Origin of the sequence: Ensifer sp. ENS02 (genome assembly GCF_014851885.1) — a bacterium.
Classification (GTDB): Bacteria; Pseudomonadota; Alphaproteobacteria; order Rhizobiales; family Rhizobiaceae; genus Ensifer; species Ensifer adhaerens.
Map to the genome: position 1 here is coordinate 92,560 of NZ_JACVAO010000018.1, position 16,108 is coordinate 108,667.

The 16,108-nt window shown below is 58.6% G+C and carries 13 protein-coding genes and 1 pseudogene; 5 read left to right on the forward strand and 9 right to left on the reverse strand.

Annotated features, from left to right (window positions below; genetic code table 11):
* Nucleotides 1–143 precede the first annotated feature (143 nt).
* Entirely contained in the window at nt 144–350 is a 207-nt protein-coding gene (locus tag IB262_RS29460; protein WP_034803410.1) for a CsbD family protein, read from the forward strand.
* Between the two features lie 77 nt (nt 351–427).
* Here IB262_RS29460 and IB262_RS29465 read toward each other — a convergent pair whose 3' ends face one another.
* The 6 genes from IB262_RS29465 to IB262_RS29485 all read right to left on the reverse strand — a co-directional run bounded on the left by IB262_RS29465 (nt 428) and on the right by IB262_RS29485 (nt 8,744).
* A complete protein-coding gene (locus tag IB262_RS29465; protein WP_127890973.1) occupies nt 428–1,648 on the reverse strand; it encodes an FAD-binding oxidoreductase in 1,221 nt (406 codons plus the stop codon).
* Nucleotides 1,649–1,828: 180 nt separating this feature from the next.
* Nucleotides 1,829–2,464, reverse strand: coding sequence for a BA14K family protein (locus tag IB262_RS29470; RefSeq protein WP_113554079.1), 636 nt, complete (start codon nt 2,462–2,464; stop codon nt 1,829–1,831).
* Nucleotides 2,465–2,791: 327 nt separating this feature from the next.
* The gene (locus IB262_RS29475; protein ID WP_082566423.1) at nt 2,792–4,936 is read right to left on the reverse strand and encodes a response regulator; all 2,145 of its coding nucleotides are present in this window, start codon (nt 4,934–4,936) and stop codon (nt 2,792–2,794) included.
* Nucleotides 4,929–7,529 (reverse strand): HWE histidine kinase domain-containing protein, encoded by a 2,601-nt coding sequence (locus tag IB262_RS29480; RefSeq protein ID WP_234824499.1) that lies wholly within the window; start codon nt 7,527–7,529, stop codon nt 4,929–4,931. The genes IB262_RS29475 and IB262_RS29480 overlap by 8 nt, the downstream gene beginning before the upstream one ends.
* The gene (locus IB262_RS36075; RefSeq protein WP_234852905.1) at nt 7,516–8,070 is read right to left on the reverse strand and encodes a biliverdin-producing heme oxygenase; all 555 of its coding nucleotides are present in this window, start codon (nt 8,068–8,070) and stop codon (nt 7,516–7,518) included. Before IB262_RS36075 ends, IB262_RS29480 begins: the two co-directional genes overlap by 14 nt.
* 365 nt (nt 8,071–8,435) lie before the next feature.
* Nucleotides 8,436–8,744 (reverse strand): hypothetical protein, encoded by a 309-nt coding sequence (locus IB262_RS29485; protein WP_090299791.1) that lies wholly within the window; start codon nt 8,742–8,744, stop codon nt 8,436–8,438.
* Nucleotides 8,745–8,897: 153 nt separating this feature from the next.
* On the opposite strand from IB262_RS29485, the gene IB262_RS29490 reads away from it, so the two are divergent.
* The 4 genes from IB262_RS29490 to IB262_RS36080 all read left to right on the forward strand — a co-directional run bounded on the left by IB262_RS29490 (nt 8,898) and on the right by IB262_RS36080 (nt 14,268).
* Nucleotides 8,898–9,458, forward strand: coding sequence for an NAD(P)H-dependent oxidoreductase (locus IB262_RS29490; RefSeq protein ID WP_113135570.1), 561 nt, complete (start codon nt 8,898–8,900; stop codon nt 9,456–9,458).
* A 982-nt stretch (nt 9,459–10,440) separates the two neighbouring features.
* On the forward strand, nt 10,441–11,667 hold the full coding sequence (locus IB262_RS29495) for a low temperature requirement protein A (RefSeq protein WP_083523794.1): 1,227 nt from the start codon (nt 10,441–10,443) through the stop codon (nt 11,665–11,667).
* A 297-nt stretch (nt 11,668–11,964) separates the two neighbouring features.
* Nucleotides 11,965–12,837: an alpha/beta hydrolase gene (locus IB262_RS29500; RefSeq protein WP_112772206.1), complete on the forward strand. Its 873-nt coding sequence runs from the start codon at nt 11,965–11,967 to the stop codon at nt 12,835–12,837.
* Nucleotides 12,838–13,428: 591 nt separating this feature from the next.
* On the forward strand, nt 13,429–14,268 hold the full coding sequence (locus IB262_RS36080; protein WP_234824498.1) for a sigma-70 family RNA polymerase sigma factor: 840 nt from the start codon (nt 13,429–13,431) through the stop codon (nt 14,266–14,268).
* A 31-nt stretch (nt 14,269–14,299) separates the two neighbouring features.
* On the opposite strand, the gene IB262_RS36745 is transcribed toward IB262_RS36080, so the two are convergent.
* The 3 genes and pseudogenes from IB262_RS36745 to IB262_RS36750 form a co-directional block, all read right to left on the reverse strand.
* Nucleotides 14,300–14,932: an HD domain-containing protein gene (locus tag IB262_RS36745; RefSeq protein WP_192494065.1), complete on the reverse strand. Its 633-nt coding sequence runs from the start codon at nt 14,930–14,932 to the stop codon at nt 14,300–14,302.
* A 2-nt stretch (nt 14,933–14,934) separates the two neighbouring features.
* Nucleotides 14,935–15,360 carry a CBS domain-containing protein gene (locus IB262_RS29515; protein ID WP_060609849.1) on the reverse strand — a complete coding sequence of 142 codons (426 nt, stop codon included), beginning with the start codon at nt 15,358–15,360 and terminating at the stop codon, nt 14,935–14,937.
* A 23-nt stretch (nt 15,361–15,383) separates the two neighbouring features.
* A pseudogene (locus tag IB262_RS36750) lies at nt 15,384–15,516 on the reverse strand (DUF2934 domain-containing protein); the annotation flags it as partial.
* Nucleotides 15,517–16,108: the final 592 nt, after the last annotated feature.

Genomic DNA, 16,108 nt, shown 5'->3' on the forward strand with positions numbered 1-16,108 from the left:
CCTGCAGTCGGCTAAACTGTCTCGAGGTTCATAGAGCCGGGCCCGACAAACAGCACCATCATTCGTCTCAACAAATAACGGAACAAGTGCGTAGCTCACTCGTTCAAGAAATGTACCTGAAATAGCAATGGAGCGTCCCCAAAATGGATTGGAACCGTGTTGAAGGCAACTGGAAGCAGATTAAGGGTAAGGTCAAGGAGCAGTGGGGCAAACTCACCGACGATGACCTCGACCAGATCAACGGTAAACGCGAGCAACTCGAAGGCAAGATCCAGGAGCGTTATGGATATGCCAAGGATCAGGCGAGGAAAGATATCGACGACTGGTATTCAAACCAGCGTTTCCATTGATCCAAAGCTACCTCCACTCTTTATCTTCAAAGGCCGCCGTTCCGGCGGCCTTTCTGCTTGCTGCCTGGCTTCAAAGCTCAGCGAAAGGCAAACAATTCGCTATCTGGGTCGCGGTAGCCCAAAATCTCTGACGACACGACCTCCGCAGCGATCTGGCTGTAGGTAATGCCATTGCCCCCATAACCCATCACAGCATAGACATTCTCCAGCCCCGGAACGTTTCCGATAAGCGGCAATCCGTCAGAGGTAATGCCAAAAGGCGCGGCCCAAAGATAATCCGGTTCGCCGATTGGTATTTCCAGGAGCGCCGACAGCTTTGCGCGCAAGATCTGGGATTTGGCTCTAAGCTTGATAGGATCCGCAAATGCGGTGGCGCTTTCTTCGTCCTCCCCTCCAACAATCAGGCGACCATCCTTGGTCGAGCGAAAATAGAGGTATGGATCGGATGCCTCCCAAAGAACATAGTTCTTAAGCCAGTCAGGCCGTGGATGGTGCGGCTTAGTCGCAAGCGCCCAGGTGGATACCATCCGATGGCCTTGGTGGGCCACGACGTCGAGAAACTCGTAGCCCGTGCAAAACACAACGTGCTTGGCCAGTATGATTTCGCCTGTCGAGGTCGCAGCGGCGTTCCATCCTTCAACGCTGCGTACGTCGGTAATCTCCGTGTCGCCTATGAGCGAAACACCGTCCCTCTGGGCTTTGCGCCACAAGCCGGCTGTCAATTGCGCCGGATTTGCGGCTGCAGAAATATCGGACTCGATTGCCGCAGTCCGATTGAGACCGAACTCTTCGCGCAAGCAAGCAGACTTGAGAAACCTTGCTGAAATGCCAGCGCTCTGACGTGCGTCAGTCTCCAGGCGAAGCGCTCGGGCACCATGGGCATTGCCGGACAGATAAAGAGACTTCTTTCGTTCAAAGCCACAGTCGATTCCAAGATTATCGACGAGCGTAATCAGTGTTTCCACTGCTCTTGCGGAGCGTTGCCATGCGCGCCGCGCCTTGTCCTTTCCAATCATCGAGGTGAGCTGGTGGAGCGGCACATCGATCTCGTGCTGGATCATCGCAGTGCTCGCCAAAGTGCTGCCTTGTACCGGGCCGCGTCGGTCGACGACGAGAATTTTCATGTCTCGCTTGGCAAGGGACAACGCCATCAGCGCCCCTCCGATGCCGGCGCCGACGATCAACACATCGACTTTGTCAACGGAGATGCGACTTTGCGCGACAACCTTGATATGACGCGTGTTGGACCACAGTGGCCGATTGGACCGCAATTTGCGCTTTCGCGTGATTTTCTCCAACTCTTTGCATCTCCATGTTCCGGTAGAGGTTGGATAGCCGGACGAACGCTCATTCTTCCGCTTTACTCTCGCTATCCATCGGGATCGCGATCCCTTGAATGCCTCAGCCGTCGCAACGCACGCCCGGGAGAGGCCGGTGCCGCCGAAGAATGTTCGTGCCGCAGTTGACTTGCGGGCTGCTCATCGCCCCGACACGGGCCGCACGCTGTTGCTCGCTTCGAGGCGCGCATCTTGGGATGGATAAAGGCAGTGCCTTCGAGGGCCGTTGTAGGGCTGGTAGGTGTTGTCATCGGCTCGATACGACTGATAGCGGACGGTACACGAGACGGTACGCGATTCGGCCGTCGCGTAGCCCACGAACCGCCGATCGATTTGCGCCGTCCGGTCTTTGTGGATCGGGTACATGACCGCGTAAGGCGACTGGCACGTTCGTATTTGTCCACCGTATGAGCGGTACGCGTTGGTTTCGGGGTTATAGGACCGGTAGCGGCTTGAGCACCAATCGCGGTGGGCTGTCGAGAGGCCGGTATGGGAGGTCACCAAGGTTGGAGCGGTGAGTGCCAGACGCCCCGATGTTCGCTTCGCCGAAACCGGGTTCGTGACGTAAGTGGAATAGACGGGCGGCAAACGCTGGTAGTTCTGCTGGCTCCGGTCGATCCGGACCGGTGTTGCGGTCCAAAGATCTGGAGCCGAAGCCGACTTCAGCAGAGGAGGTTCGGTGGGCTTGGCCAGCACGAGTGAGGCGACGGACGCAGCCGCGGCGCTGGCGCAAACGGACAATGCGATGCCAAATGCCAGCGATCCGATCGCTTTCATGGTTTTGCTCCTCTGCCCGTCACTGGGAATGCCTTTTGGTATCAGCGCGAAATCGAAAGCGATTGAATTTCCAACGAAAACGCCTTGCCGCGACGACCGTCGTCGCCGACAGCTAAATGCGGAGGTTGATTTTTTGTTCCCCTTACGGGCTTTGGTCGGACGGAAATTCAGACCAAGGGCGTAGCTTGACCAGAACGAGGGTTATCGAGCACTTCGAAACTCCTGAAAAGAGCGCGGACTTGCAGATTGCCCGGTGGTCCCGTCAGCTGAGCGCAGTTGGCTGTCCATCGGCGAAATGCAGCAAGCCTGGCGCGCCAGACCCAGTTGTCATTGGCGGATCAAGCTTTCGACCCGCCGCGCCAGCACGTCAGCTGTGAAGGGTTTGGTGACCACTTCCATGCCATGGTCGAGGTGCCCGTGGTTGAGTACTGCGTTCTCCGCATACCCTGTGACGAAGAGTACGTTAAGACCGGGACGCTGGACGCGCACCGCATCCGCAAGCTGCCGTCCGTTCATGCCGTTCGGCAGCCCGACGTCGGTAACCAGAAGATCGATTGTGGGGCGTGCATCAAGCATTTTAAGGGCGGAAGGGCCGTCGCTCGCCTCCAGCACTTCGTAGCCCAGCTCTTCGAGAATTTCGACCGCGACCATCCTGACCAGGGGTTCGTCGTCCACGACTAGGATGGTGTGAACTCCGGTCGCTGCAGGCGCGGGCCCCGCGTCGGCTGGTATGTCGGAGCTATGATCTTCGGCCGCGTGGCGGGGCAAATAAATGCAGATCATCGTGCCCTTGCCCACTTCGGAGTATATGCGCACGGCACCACCGGATTGGCCGGCAAAACCGTAGACCATGGAAAGGCCAAGCCCCGTCCCCTGTCCGATCGGCTTCGTCGTGAAAAACGGATCAAAGGCGCGGGCGACCACATCCGGCGACATGCCCGTACCGGTGTCGCTGACGCACAAGGAGACATATTGCCCCGGCGGCAATCCACGTTGGGCCGCAGCGCGTTCGTCGAGCCACCGATTGCCGGTCTCGATCGTCAAGCGTCCACCATCCGGCATCGCGTCGCGAGCGTTGATGCAAAGATTGAGCAGAGCGTTCTCGAGCTGGCCAACATCGACGAAGGCCGTCCACAGCCCTCCTGCTCCGACAGTCTCGACCGCCACCCCAGGACCGACGCTTCGGCTGATCAGATCTTGCATACCCGCGACGATGCGATTGATGTCCGACGGCTTCGGATCGAGCGTCTGCCTGCGGGAAAAGGCAAGGAGGCGCTGAGTTAGGCCCGCAGCCCGCTTCACCGCCCCTTGTGCTCCCGTCATATAACGGTCGATCTCACCCACACGGCCCTGGGCGAGCCGAGTTTTCATCAGATCAAGGCTGCCGCTGATGCCGGCGAGGATGTTGTTGAAGTCGTGCGCCAGGCCCCCGGTTAGTTGCCCGACAGCCTCCATCTTCTGCGCCTGCCGCAGGGCGTCTTCCGCCTGGACAAGGGCTGCGGTGCGTTCCTCTACCCGTTGCTCTAGCGTTTCGTTGAGCGTGCGGAGGGCCGCAAGGGCATGGTCACGTTCGGCTTCGACCGCGCGCCGCTCCTCGATATCGATCAGGACACCCGGAAATTTAAGCGCAACACCGTCACTGCTGCATTCCACGCGACCGTTCGCCTCGAGCCAGCGATACCTCCCGTCCTCGCGACGCGTCCTGTATTGGTGGGCATAGGCTCCGCCTTTTGCCAGGGCCTCTCGGACCGAGGCCGTCACTCGTTCCTGATCGTCGGGATGAACGGCGCCGACGATATCGGCAAGGCTCAGGCCTGAGCGCCCTTGCTGCGGATCGAACCCAAACGCGGTCGCAAAAGCTTCGTCGACCGTAAAGCGATCGGTAGGCACGTCCCACAGCCACGTGCCGATGATCGCCCCTGCGGCCATCGCCATTTGCACACGCTGTATGTTATCGCGCGCGTGGCTTTCGCTCTCGCGTAGCGCCGCTTCGGCCTTCTTCCTCTCGGTTACGTCGCGAAATAGGACCGCCACCTGGCGCAGGCCTGCCGGCTCGATGCGGGTGGCCGAAACTTCGATATGCCTGGCGACTGATTTGAACTCCTGCTCGAAGCGCACTGGTTTGCCGGTGCGCAACACGCTGCCATAGACGTCCAACCAGACATCCGCGTTGCCGGGTTCAATCTCCCGAAGCCGTTTGCCGACGATGTCCGAGATGCCTGTATGCCGGCCATAGCCGGAATTTGCTTCAAGGTGTACGTAATCGCTGAGCGGACCATGTGGTCCGTCGATGAAGCCAATAATGCAGAAACCATCGTCGATCGCCTCGAAAAGGGCTCGATAGCGTGCCTCTCGCGCGTCGTCGTCGCTGGCGTTATGGACCTTCAGCGCGGCGCCTCCCTGCGACAGGGCCCTCAGCCTCAGGATCTCGTCTTCGAGTTGCTCGCGAGACAGCGACTTGATGTCAGACATCGATTTCGGTCTTTCCCTTCGTCGTTCCTGTCACTGCCCTTTGCGCGTCTCTGGACAGGGTCTCGTCCCACAGCAGTGAAAGCGCTCCGACGATGGCATTTCTGCTGTAGGGTTTGCGCACGATCGGCACGCCGATAAGGTCCGGCGGCAGTTCTGCTCCCTCGCCATAGCCTGTAGCAAAAACGAATGGAGTGCCTCTGCGCATGAGTTCGCCGGCGATCCCGAACGAATTGGTCTGCCCGAGATTGATATCGAGAATCGCCAGTTCCGGAGCAGTCCTCTCGATATGTGCCATGGCCTGCTGCACGGAGCTCGCCGTCGAAACCTCCGAGAACCCTTCGTCCGACAGCATCGCTTCGAGATCAAGCGCTATGAGCATCTGATCCTCAACGATCAGAACCCTGGGGTTTGCACGGCCAAGGCCGCTTTGTTCGGGAGCGGCGGTACCGACCGTATATGTTTCCATTGTCGGACCTAACGCGGTGAGTTTGACGTGTGGGGAGGGGATGCTGAACTCTGCCTCAAGCCCCGATGGTTCGAAGCGGACGGAGCTGCGCCCATGAAGATCGTAGGGGACGCTGCGCTCGATGAGGGCACTACCGAATCCCCTGCGTAACGGCAGAGTGACGAGTGGACCGTTTCGCTCGCGCCAGGAGACGTCGCAATCGGAGCCGGTCATCGTCCAGCGCACCTCTACTTCGCCAGCCGTCACCGAAAGCGCTCCGTATTTGGCGGCGTTGGTCGCGAGCTCGTGAAACACCAGCGCCATTACCGAAAAAGCGCGGCTGTCGAGCCAGACGGCAGGACCTTCGAGCGTAATTGTCGACAGATTTGTCCGGTAAGGCTGGAGTTCGGCCTCCAGGAGATCCGCCAGGATCCCGCCGCCATCTCCGCGCACGACCTGGTCATGCGCGATTGCGAGCGCCTCGATGCGACCCTGCAGCGTCGAAACATATTCTTCGAGCGATTTCTTGTGCTGTTGGGGGCTTGTCACCAGAGATTTGATGACGGCGAGGATGTTCTTGACGCGGTGGCTAAGCTCCTGGTTCAGCATCCGCTGCCGAACCTCGGACTTGCGGCGCTCGCCCGCCATCAGCTCGTTGTGTCGCAGCACCACCTCGACGATCGCGACCCGGACGATCTCGGCGATTTCCCGCTCGGCCTCCGACCAGGGCTGCGCCTGCGCCTGGACTGTCTCCTTCCAGATCGCAAAGCTCTTGCGTGGTGTGAGACGGTCGCCGAGTGGACCTGCCTCATAGGTCTTTTCAGGATTGCCGGCCCAGTTGAGGGTCTGGACCAGTTCTTTGCGAAAAAACACCAGGCAATCCGAGCCGGTTTGCGAAAGGGGAATGGCGAGAACGCCCGAAAGCCGCTCGCTGTAGGCCGATGCCTCCGGGAACTTCTGTGACAGGGCATGTGTCGCCCAAACGCGCCCTTCGCTGACAGTGCGGATGAAGTCCAGAAGAGCGGCTCTTTCTTCGTCCGGCGGAGCGGTGCCGATCCCCGCCCATTTGCCATCGACCATGACGCCGATGCCGTCGTTTGCCAGCAACTGCGAGAATTCACGCAGGCTTTGGCGCAACAGCTCACCCACATCCTCGTGATGGGAGGACAAAATGAGAAAACGGTCGAGCGCTTCGCGTGTGCCGGCGACGGCCGCAACCCGGCGACGTTCCTTCAGAGATTTCAGGTGCAGCGAGAAAAATTCGCCGAACACTTCAAGCGCAACGCGTTGAGCCATCGGCAGGGCGCGCGGCGAATAATGGTGGCAGGCGATCAACCCCCAGAGCTGGCCGTCCAGAACAACCGAAATCGACATCGACGCGGCGACGCCCATGTTGCGCAAGTATTCGCAATGGATGGGCGAAACGCTGCGCAAGTGCGCGAAACTGAGGTCCAATGGTTCGCCGGATCCGTCCAGAACCGGCTCGACCGGGACGCGCGCACCGCTCGCGTCCGAAATGACGCGAATGGTGTTCTTGAGATAAAGTGCGCGGGCCTGCTGGGGGATATCGCTTGCTGGAAAATACTGGCCCAGAAAACTCTCAAGATCGGCGCGTTTCGCTTCGCTGACGACCTTGCCTGATCCGTCCTGCTCAAAGCGGTAGATCATCACGCGGTCATAGCCGATGGTACCGGCAACGATCCGGCACGCGCGCTGCACGAGACGGTCGACGTCGGTGATGTCCTTGATACGGCCAATCATCTCGCGCGCGATATGCAAGGGCTGACCGATCGACGGCGCCGGCTCGAACTCAATGATGACGGCCGACTTGTGAAGGTGGACGGCAATGTCGAACACGCGGTCGCCAAAAGCGACATCGAGCAAAAGGGCCGGTCGTGAGGCCGCTCCCGCGGCCGCAAGCGCATTGCGCAGATCATGCAACAACTTTGGGCCGAGCACGTCGACAAGAGGCCGCCCAAGGAGGCTGCCCTCCCAGGCGAGCATCTTCGCAGCGTTTGCCGATATGCGTTCGATCGTCGTGAACCCGACATTGCACGCCAGAAGACAACCGTGCGGTTGGATGCTCCCGGGGATATGAATGGGCTCCCTGTCGCAAGTCTCGAGGGTGACGGGTTCAACTGGCGACAAGATATGTACTTTCAAAGCAAGTTTGGGCGAGAGCAAACACGGCGTTCGCCGTGACGGCAGACCGAACGACGTCAAAATCGCGGGTTCGTTCGAGGAGCGACAGGAAGGACGGCCATCGGGTCGTGTCGTTCGCCATCGAAACAAGGTGCTTCGCGCCGAAGGTTTCATCGAAACCAAGCTTCAACGCCCTCTGACGCAAGACCCGCGCACCGAGAGACGACCCTTCCACCACGTAGAGGGCACCGAGCAGCGCGCTTGGGTCGGAAAAATCGAAATCAGTCCGAATGCGGCGCGCCGGTGCCAAGCCGAGATCGCACGCGTCCTGAGCAAGCAGCTCTGCAACCCCTGATGGTCGCCAATTCCAGCCTTCAGGCCAAGAGACGTTCCTCAGCGCTTCGTCCATTGTCGCACGAAACGGCAACACGCGCGCTACGTACCGGCGATAGTCCTCGATAGTGCTGAGCTCGCCGACCGCGGCGTCTACCCGCTGATGTGCATCCCGCGTCCTATTCCTCAATTCAACGCGTTCACTTCCGCGCATGCATTTTCCGCCTAATCATAAAATACGACCCGTTCTGTGGCACGTGGCCGAGGCAGGCCCCAGACTAAAATCGCTTCAAGAACTAGGGCATGGCCACGATTGCGACAAGGCAATCGCGTTCTGTTTTTGGAGATGAGAGTGAAGGGCACGGCGCTCGAACATCCAAGGCTGAAAAACGGCTTTCAGCGAAACGGCCGCGCAGGCATGGGAAAATTCCTATGATCGAGCGGTTCTATTGATGCACCCGCAAGCGATCCAGGATCTCTCCGGATCGTGTGTAAGATGGCTCCCTCCTTGGGGATCGTCTTTTTTCAGCCACGTCTTTTCGAGTGCGCTGCACCGTCGCAGAAAGCAGGTGGGCACAGTTATCGTCGCCTCAAGAACGCGCTCCAGATATAACCGGCAACACCCGCGGTGATCAGAACCGGCGTGAGATGACGTCTGATACCGCTTTCTACCGTTTCTAAAACAACGGTCGCCTCGAGCGCCGCCAGTCTGGAAGTCCCCTCCGCTATGGCGATGAGGCGCTCGCCAAGCCGGGCCACGTCGGCCCGCAACACATCAAGCTGCTCTCTTTGCGTCGCCAGGCGTGGTGTCTTGAGAACAAACTCGGCCTTTGGCAGCGGGTCGTCACTCAACGACAAAATATCGCGTTCGCGCGGCTCGTCACTCATTGTTTGGTCCTCCTACGCCCGGTTTTTCTCAACGAGGAAAGGCCGCCCGTTGTTCCCTCGTTTTACCTTCCTCACCGTTGACAATGTGCTTTTGAAAGCGGCGCCGCGTCCACGATGGCTTGCTGGCTGCGGAATTTTCACTATCCTTGAGGAATGAGGATCCTAGGAATTTCAGGAAGTACGCGTCGGCTTTCCACCAATTCGGCCTTGTTGAGGGCTTTCCAATTCCTCGCTCCAGCCGATATCACCATTGAAGTCTTTGATAATATTGGTGAGCTGCCGATCTTTTCTCCCGATCTGGAGGGCGCAAACGCCCCAGAAAGCGTCATCCGCTTCGTCGAGAAAATTTCGGCAAGTGATGGGCTAATCATCTCCAGCCCCGAGTATGTTCGCACCATTCCCGGAGGCCTCAAGAACGCCATCGACTGGCTTGTCTCGGGGGAGGCCGTAATCGCAAAACCGATAGCCCTCATCCACGCTTCGCACCGAGGCGACGACATGCTCGCAGCGCTGCGCACCGTCCTTTTGACATTAAGCTCAAATTTCTCCGAGACGATTTTCTTCCGGCTTCCCGTTATGAAGGAGACGCCAGACGCAATCATGGAAAAGCTCATGGACCCCGCTCATCGTCCGGCGGGGGAGAAATTCCTCAAGGATTTTGCATCGTTTTGCCGAAGCCAGAACGGGGACGTCCCTGACGTGATCGCTATTTGACCAGCGGCGAGACGGACCACAACCCAGAGCGCTGTGGCTCCGTATTTCGAAAGTCGCATAAAGGCTATTGTTCCTGCGAAATATCCTGCCCCAAACACTTCCCCGGCGCAGCTGAACGTGGCAAAACGCGCCCTTCCCGCCTCCCATACCAGTAGCGGCCACTTCCCGATCAAGCACCAATTCAGATGAGCCGATTTCTCAGCCCACAGGTTAATGCCTGTCAAGCTACTCATCTGCACTCAAGGGATTTCATCGCGATATCCTCATTAGCCACAGGGTTTAGCCCGGATGGGCAAATAGAGTTCCGGCAAGCGGTGTGATAGCGAGCACCAGTCGTCTTCGGACGGGGAGGAGACGGCCAGAGGCCTGGCGCTCCCATCATAGCGACAGGCCTCGCCTGGGGATCCTTTGGCTAGTTTCCACGAGGACGCAAACGTTTTACGTCCTCGACAGGAAAAGAGACGACCATTCCCAAGCGGCATGATCCCGACAGGGGAGCAAAATGGGCTATGATTGGAACGGCACGCGGGTACGTTGGATGAAGGCTTTGCGACTTGGGACCGTGGTCGCGTTGGCGGCTGTGTTGATATCGGTAGCAACTCAGGTTGTATCCAACGCGCTCTAACCTGCAGACCGAGGCCTTCCGTGCATATGCGTTGTATCGCGGTGACTGTAATGTGGGCGCGTGAAGATCGTTGACCCTGCTCAGCGCTTAGACAACCCAGAGTACCGCTTTGCGCCTTCTAGTTCGGATCCCGCATGAAATGGAGTGTGTGGACGGCTCTCGAGGGGCGGTTTCTGTCGAAGTGGGCATCATCAACGCCCCGCTTTGCAAGCGAGCGGCCCCTTCGAAAAGGGGGAATAGTTGTAAGCAATCGTGCTCCTCTCCAATCCCTTCAGAGGCCTTCTCCTCATCGAGTGGGATATTGCTGGAACTCCGTCCCGCTCTACCTCTTTCTCCATCTCGGGCGGAGGAACAATAATGCACCCAGCGTCGCGACATCGAGCGGCAGAACCGACAGAGGCCAAGGGGGCGGCAACTGGAAAGCAATGGATAAGGAAGGCCGACGCCGACCAGACCAGAGCAAGCTTTCCCGAACTGTTCTTCGATCTCGTTTTTGTGTTCGCTTTGGTCCAGCTCGCAAAGACACTTGCTAGCGACTTCGGCCCCACAGCCCTTGTCGAGGCGGCGCTGCTCATTCTTGCGATCTGGTGGATCTGGATTCACTCGACCTGGGTTACAAACCTTCTCGATACCGAGCAAGATCCAGTACGGCTGATGCTCTTTCTCCTGATGTTTGGGGGTATCCTGCTGGCTATCGCCTTGCCGGACGCGTTTGGAGACCATGGATTTGCATTTGCGGTGATCTACTGCGCCATTCAGATAGGGCGTTCCTTTTTCATGCTCTACGCCTATCATCGCGTCGATGCGGCCTCTTTCCTGACGTTCCTGCGGATTACCCTCTGGCTAGTCCTTGCAAGCGCCTTCTGGCTTGTGGGTTCTCAAATGGAGACGACTCCGCGAATTGCATTTTGGAGTACCGCTCTTCTCGTCGAATATCTGGCTCCGGCCCTGCGGTACTATCTTCCTGGCCTGGGGAAATCAGCGCCCGAGACGTTGGACGTTTCTGGCAAGCATATGGCAGAACGTTGTGCGCTGTTCGTAATCATCTGCCTCGGTGAAACGATCCTGACGACCGGCCGCTCCGCCGCAGAGCACATGGCGGACGACATGACCTTCGCTGTCTTCTGCAGCGCGTTTTTAAGCACCGGTTTCATGTGGTGGATCTACTTCCATCACGGCCAGGAAAAAGCCGCCAACAAAGCGGAGGCTACGTCGAAACCCGAGACATTGGCGCTCAATCTCTTCACATACGGCCATCTGCCAATCGTTTCTGGCGTCATCCTGACGGCAGTCGGAGAGGACTTCAGCCTGTCCCATGCCAAAGATGAAAGCACGATGCAAACCGCTCTGGCGATACTCGGAGGCCCGGCGCTTTTTTTGGCTGGCAACATCTGGATAAAGTTGGCCGCGGCGCACCAGTTCCCGATTTCGCACATTGTCGGGTTCGCGATCCTTGCCCTTGCAGGAGTGCTTTCTGCGCTTGCCGCCAATTATCATCTCCAGTTTCTGGCGACAGCGACCCTCTTTGGCGTTGCCATTTGGGAGTATCTGGCATTGCGTCGTGCTTCGGCTTCGACGGCATAACCGGAGCGCGAAGACGGCCGGCATAGCCGATCATCGAGACTGGGAAGGCGCGCCGGCGTCAGCAACATTAGGGCACGGATCATCTGTCGCTTCAAGATATATGCGCAAGATATTGAAATTGAATGCGCTGTCGCCCTTGCGGCAACCTTCGGGTATCAAGCATATTCGCTCGCCGGTTCCCCGAAAGGGAACAACCGGCGATGGTACCAGTTATCTCCCGGTCACGAGCGGCTGCGCTTGTTGGTGATCGGTCGATGCCCTTCGAAAGCAGTCAGCTCATCGTGTGGAGGATTAGCTATGGACACGCTGGTACGGCATCGGCGGATCATGGTTGCCGGCATTGAGGTCTTCTATCGGGAAGCTGGACGACAAGATGCTCCGGTTGTCTTGCTACCACACGGATATCCGTGTTCATCCTACGAGTTTCGCAATCTAATGCCACGGCTTTCCGACCGCTGGCACCTGATCGCTCCGGATTTCCCCGGTGCGGGCTACAGCGGGACGCCGGAGGATTTCGACTACAGCTTCGACGGATACGCAGCATTTCTGAGCAGCTTCATCGACGCACTTAAGATCGATCGCTTCGTTCTGTATCTGCATGATTTCGGATCGCCGATCGGAATTCGCATGGCCATTCTACGGCCGGCATCCGTCGTCGGGCTCATCATTCAGAACGGCGACATCCCCTATGAAGATGCCTTGGGCCCCAAATATGCAGACATTGAAAAGACCTGGGCGCTTCCGTTGCCGGAAATGAAACGCGCATTGGCCGAGGCGGTGACCGAGGAGATTTTCCGGGAAGAGTTCCTGAACGACCTGGAGCCTAGTCTCGCAGAGGCCATTCCTCCCGACCTATGGAAACTGCATTGGTCCCTCATGACACCAAAGCGGAAGGAAATCGCCGTCAACCTGATCGCAGGTTTGAAGGAGAACCGGTCATGGTTTCCGCAACACCGCGGATATTTGGCGGACCATAAGCCCCCTGCCCTCATCGTCTGGGGACACAACGACCACTACATGCCGGAGAAATCTGCCCGAGCATATCTCCGCGACTTGCCGGACGCCGAACTTCATTTCATCTATGGCGGGCATTGGCTCCTAGAGACCCACCTCGATCAGGTAGCGCTGCTTATCCGTGATTTTCTCGCGCGGATTCACAATCGGCGGTAACCTGCCGGCCAGCTTCGACAATCGCGCTTTTTACGGCGCCGTGCGTTCCAACAAACGCTCAAAGGATGCGAGGCTCCGCGACTGCGCAGATGTCGGCTGGAACAAGCTGTCCATCTGGCAGTTAAACGCCTTGGAGCCACATCGATCTACAATCTTAAGGTTAGTGATGCAGCTGCATCGACGACGCGCTGCGTCCGGCATCCTGGACACTAGAAAGCCCGTCTAGCAGGTGGCAATAGCCAACGCATATGCCGGCCCTTCGTGCAGGGACCAATGGTTTTCCAACACAGATAAGCTCCGCGTGCTTTGCACCCGGAGCAAATGCCCCTCGCGATCCAGTATCACCGGCTCGTTCCAAAGCCGGTCAACCTCCAAATCCATCATTCCGAATGCCTCCTTGGTGGTCGCCGGCGCATCAGACTGCTCTGGGACCGACGACCGCGAACAGGTTGAAGAAATGAAGCTTGGCTATTCCGAGCTAGTCCGATCGCCGGCGCGTAGTTCGGCACGGCTGACAATGGTCCTCAGCGCCTCGCTAAGAGCATTTTGGGAGGCGAACGCCATTCCCGGCACGACACCTGGATCTTCCTCGTGGCCTTGGATGACAAGGTCATCGCGAAGGTGTTCCATCAATTTGTGCCAGTAATCCGGATCGCCTGCCGCGATCGTCATAAGCGCGGTCAGGATCTTGCGGTGGGCCATCAGTTGCAGTTCAAGCGCTTCCATCGGGAACCTCGCTTTCCGTTCGAGCAGCCTTCAAGATCTTCGTGCAGGCACATCCACGACACGAAACAAAAACAAGCGCAGGGGGCGTTGGTTCCCGGCCGGCGCTGCCTTAAAACCCAAGGGAACTTAATTGTCGGCCACGCATTGACTAACATTGAAATCCGGCAACCCCGAAAGGCAGCTACAATGCCTTCTATTCCAGTTCTCGACGATCAGACGCGGCCGCTTGAGACGCAGGTGGTCGATCTGATCCCGGCCTTGCGCGCATTTGCGCGAACCTTTGTCAGTTCAAGCTTCGAGGCTGACGATCTCCTGCAGGAAACGCTGTTTCGCGCGTTGCGCGGTATCGATGGTTTTCAACCTGGAACAAATCTCAAATCCTGGCTTTTCACAATCATGCACAACGCGTTTCGCACGCAGTACAAGCTGCGTAAGCGCGAGGCGCCGGGTGCCGTCAACTGCGCCGACCTTCCAATTCCCATTCCGGCCCCGCAGGATTGGTGCGTGTTGAATGGCGAGTTGCGTACCGCCCTCGAGGGGCTAGCACCCGACCACAGGGAAGTACTGGTACTCGTTGCCGGATACGGCCTCAGCTACAAGGAGGCAGCTGATATGTGCGATTGTGCGATCGGCACCATCAAGAGCAGGCTCAGCCGTGCGCGCGACGAACTTGCCTATCGCATGAATGGTGTTCCCCTCGAGTGATCGAGCCTTGCGCCCCGCTGACGACCATCTTTCAGAACCGGAGAACAAGATAGATCAAAGCGGCCGCTGCCATTCCCAAAAGCAAAGCAAGTCGTTCGCGATCGGCGGCTTCGCGGCGGATCTCGCCAGCCTCACCCCGAGCTGATGACGCGGCGATCTTTCGGTCGGCGGACTCACTTTCCGCCCGATGACCGTCGTACGCTGCCGCAGCGTCGAGCAGAACCAGTCTTCGCCTATACTGCGTCCCATCCTTGCCTTGCCTTTCCACTTGGGAGAGATTGTCCAAAAGGTCGGCGCGTTTTACGACAGCCGCAAGCGCGTTTGACGCAGCGCGGATCGTTAAGGCATCCTTAGTTTCCCCGGTGCGGTGCGTCAGGCTTTCAACGGCGGCCACCACCTCCGGGGAAAAGCCAGAATCAAGCAGTCGCTCCGATGTCCAGCCAGGCGCCTTTTCGACAACGTCATGAAGAAAGGCAACACTCTTGGCTTTGTCGCCGTCAACGGCCTCGGCCACCCGTTGGCAGTGGCGGATATAGGGTTCTCCAGCCTTGTCTAATTGGCCCGCGTGCGCGTGAAGGGCGACTTCTCTCGCCCACACACGCTCCTCGGATGCAGAGAGAACGGGAGGGCGCCACGAGGGGCGCTGTTCGCGGACGCCGGCCATCGCTACTGAGTCCGGTTATGTAGCCCATCGGGGCTCGTCACGCTCCGCAAGCCTATCCCGGCAAGGGAAGGGTCCCGTCGCGCTGCGTCAGCCAGCGAAACGATGCCGACAAGCCGCTTGTTGCGGTCAACGAACGGCAGGTGCCGGTTCTGCGCGTCGCCCATGTTGGGCGCAACATCGGACACCTCCTGGTCATCGAAGCAGTATTTGACGCCGGCCGTCATGATCTCGGCCACGCGCGCACGATCGTCACGCCCGTCACCCACACAACGCTCTGCGAAAGCCCGATAGGTTATCATCCCAACCAACCGATCGTTGTCGCCAACGGGAAGAAGGCCGATACCGCTCTCGGCCCCTTCCAGTGCGATGGTGGTATCCTCGGGGCTCGCAACGCACACATCCTTGGTCATAATGTCAGCTACTCGCATGGGTCTACTCCGCTCGATGACGGTCATTGATAGGCCGTCCGGCCCTCTGGTTCCGTCTGTTCCGCCGCTCGGTCGTGCGAGCGCTCTCTCGTCGGTACATCACCCTCCGGCCGTCCCTCGTTCGCCCAGATTTCATAGGCACGCCGGCGAATGAGTTCTTCAGGCTTTGACCCACGGCCAACCGGTCAACCGCGTATTTGTTCCAGGTGGGGACTATCGGACCGTTACCGGAACAATCAGAGCCGCGACGTTTCGCTGTGCAACCCGTTGGGCAGTTAAGAAAGAGAGCGGAGGTTTTGATGACTGTTGCTATTGCTAGTCATAAGATTGGAATTGCATCCGGACGCTGCGAGGTCAATCTGCGCCAGCGGCAGGTCGATCTACGCGACAATTACAAATATTCGCTCCCGGAAACGCCATCGCCAAGGTAAGCGGGGGGCCGGAGTCGAGGAAACGGGCCGCGAGACTTCGTTCGCCGAGGCATCCAGATCCAGGACGCTGTCAGCGACCGCCTCACCGATGCCACCTAGATCGACGCCTCTGAGATCGGCAGCGTGTCCGGCGTAACTTTGGTTCAGAACGATCTGCGCATCACCCGGCACGTCCGCGAGGTGTCGGGACTGCGCGGCGACAAACAAGGTGAGATTCAGCGTCAATCAGGATGAGACTCGGCGGCGGGGGTGTGACGAAGGGAGGGCGTAGCCCGACCGGAGTTACACCCCCGCCGCGGCGCAATTTTTAGGCGTCT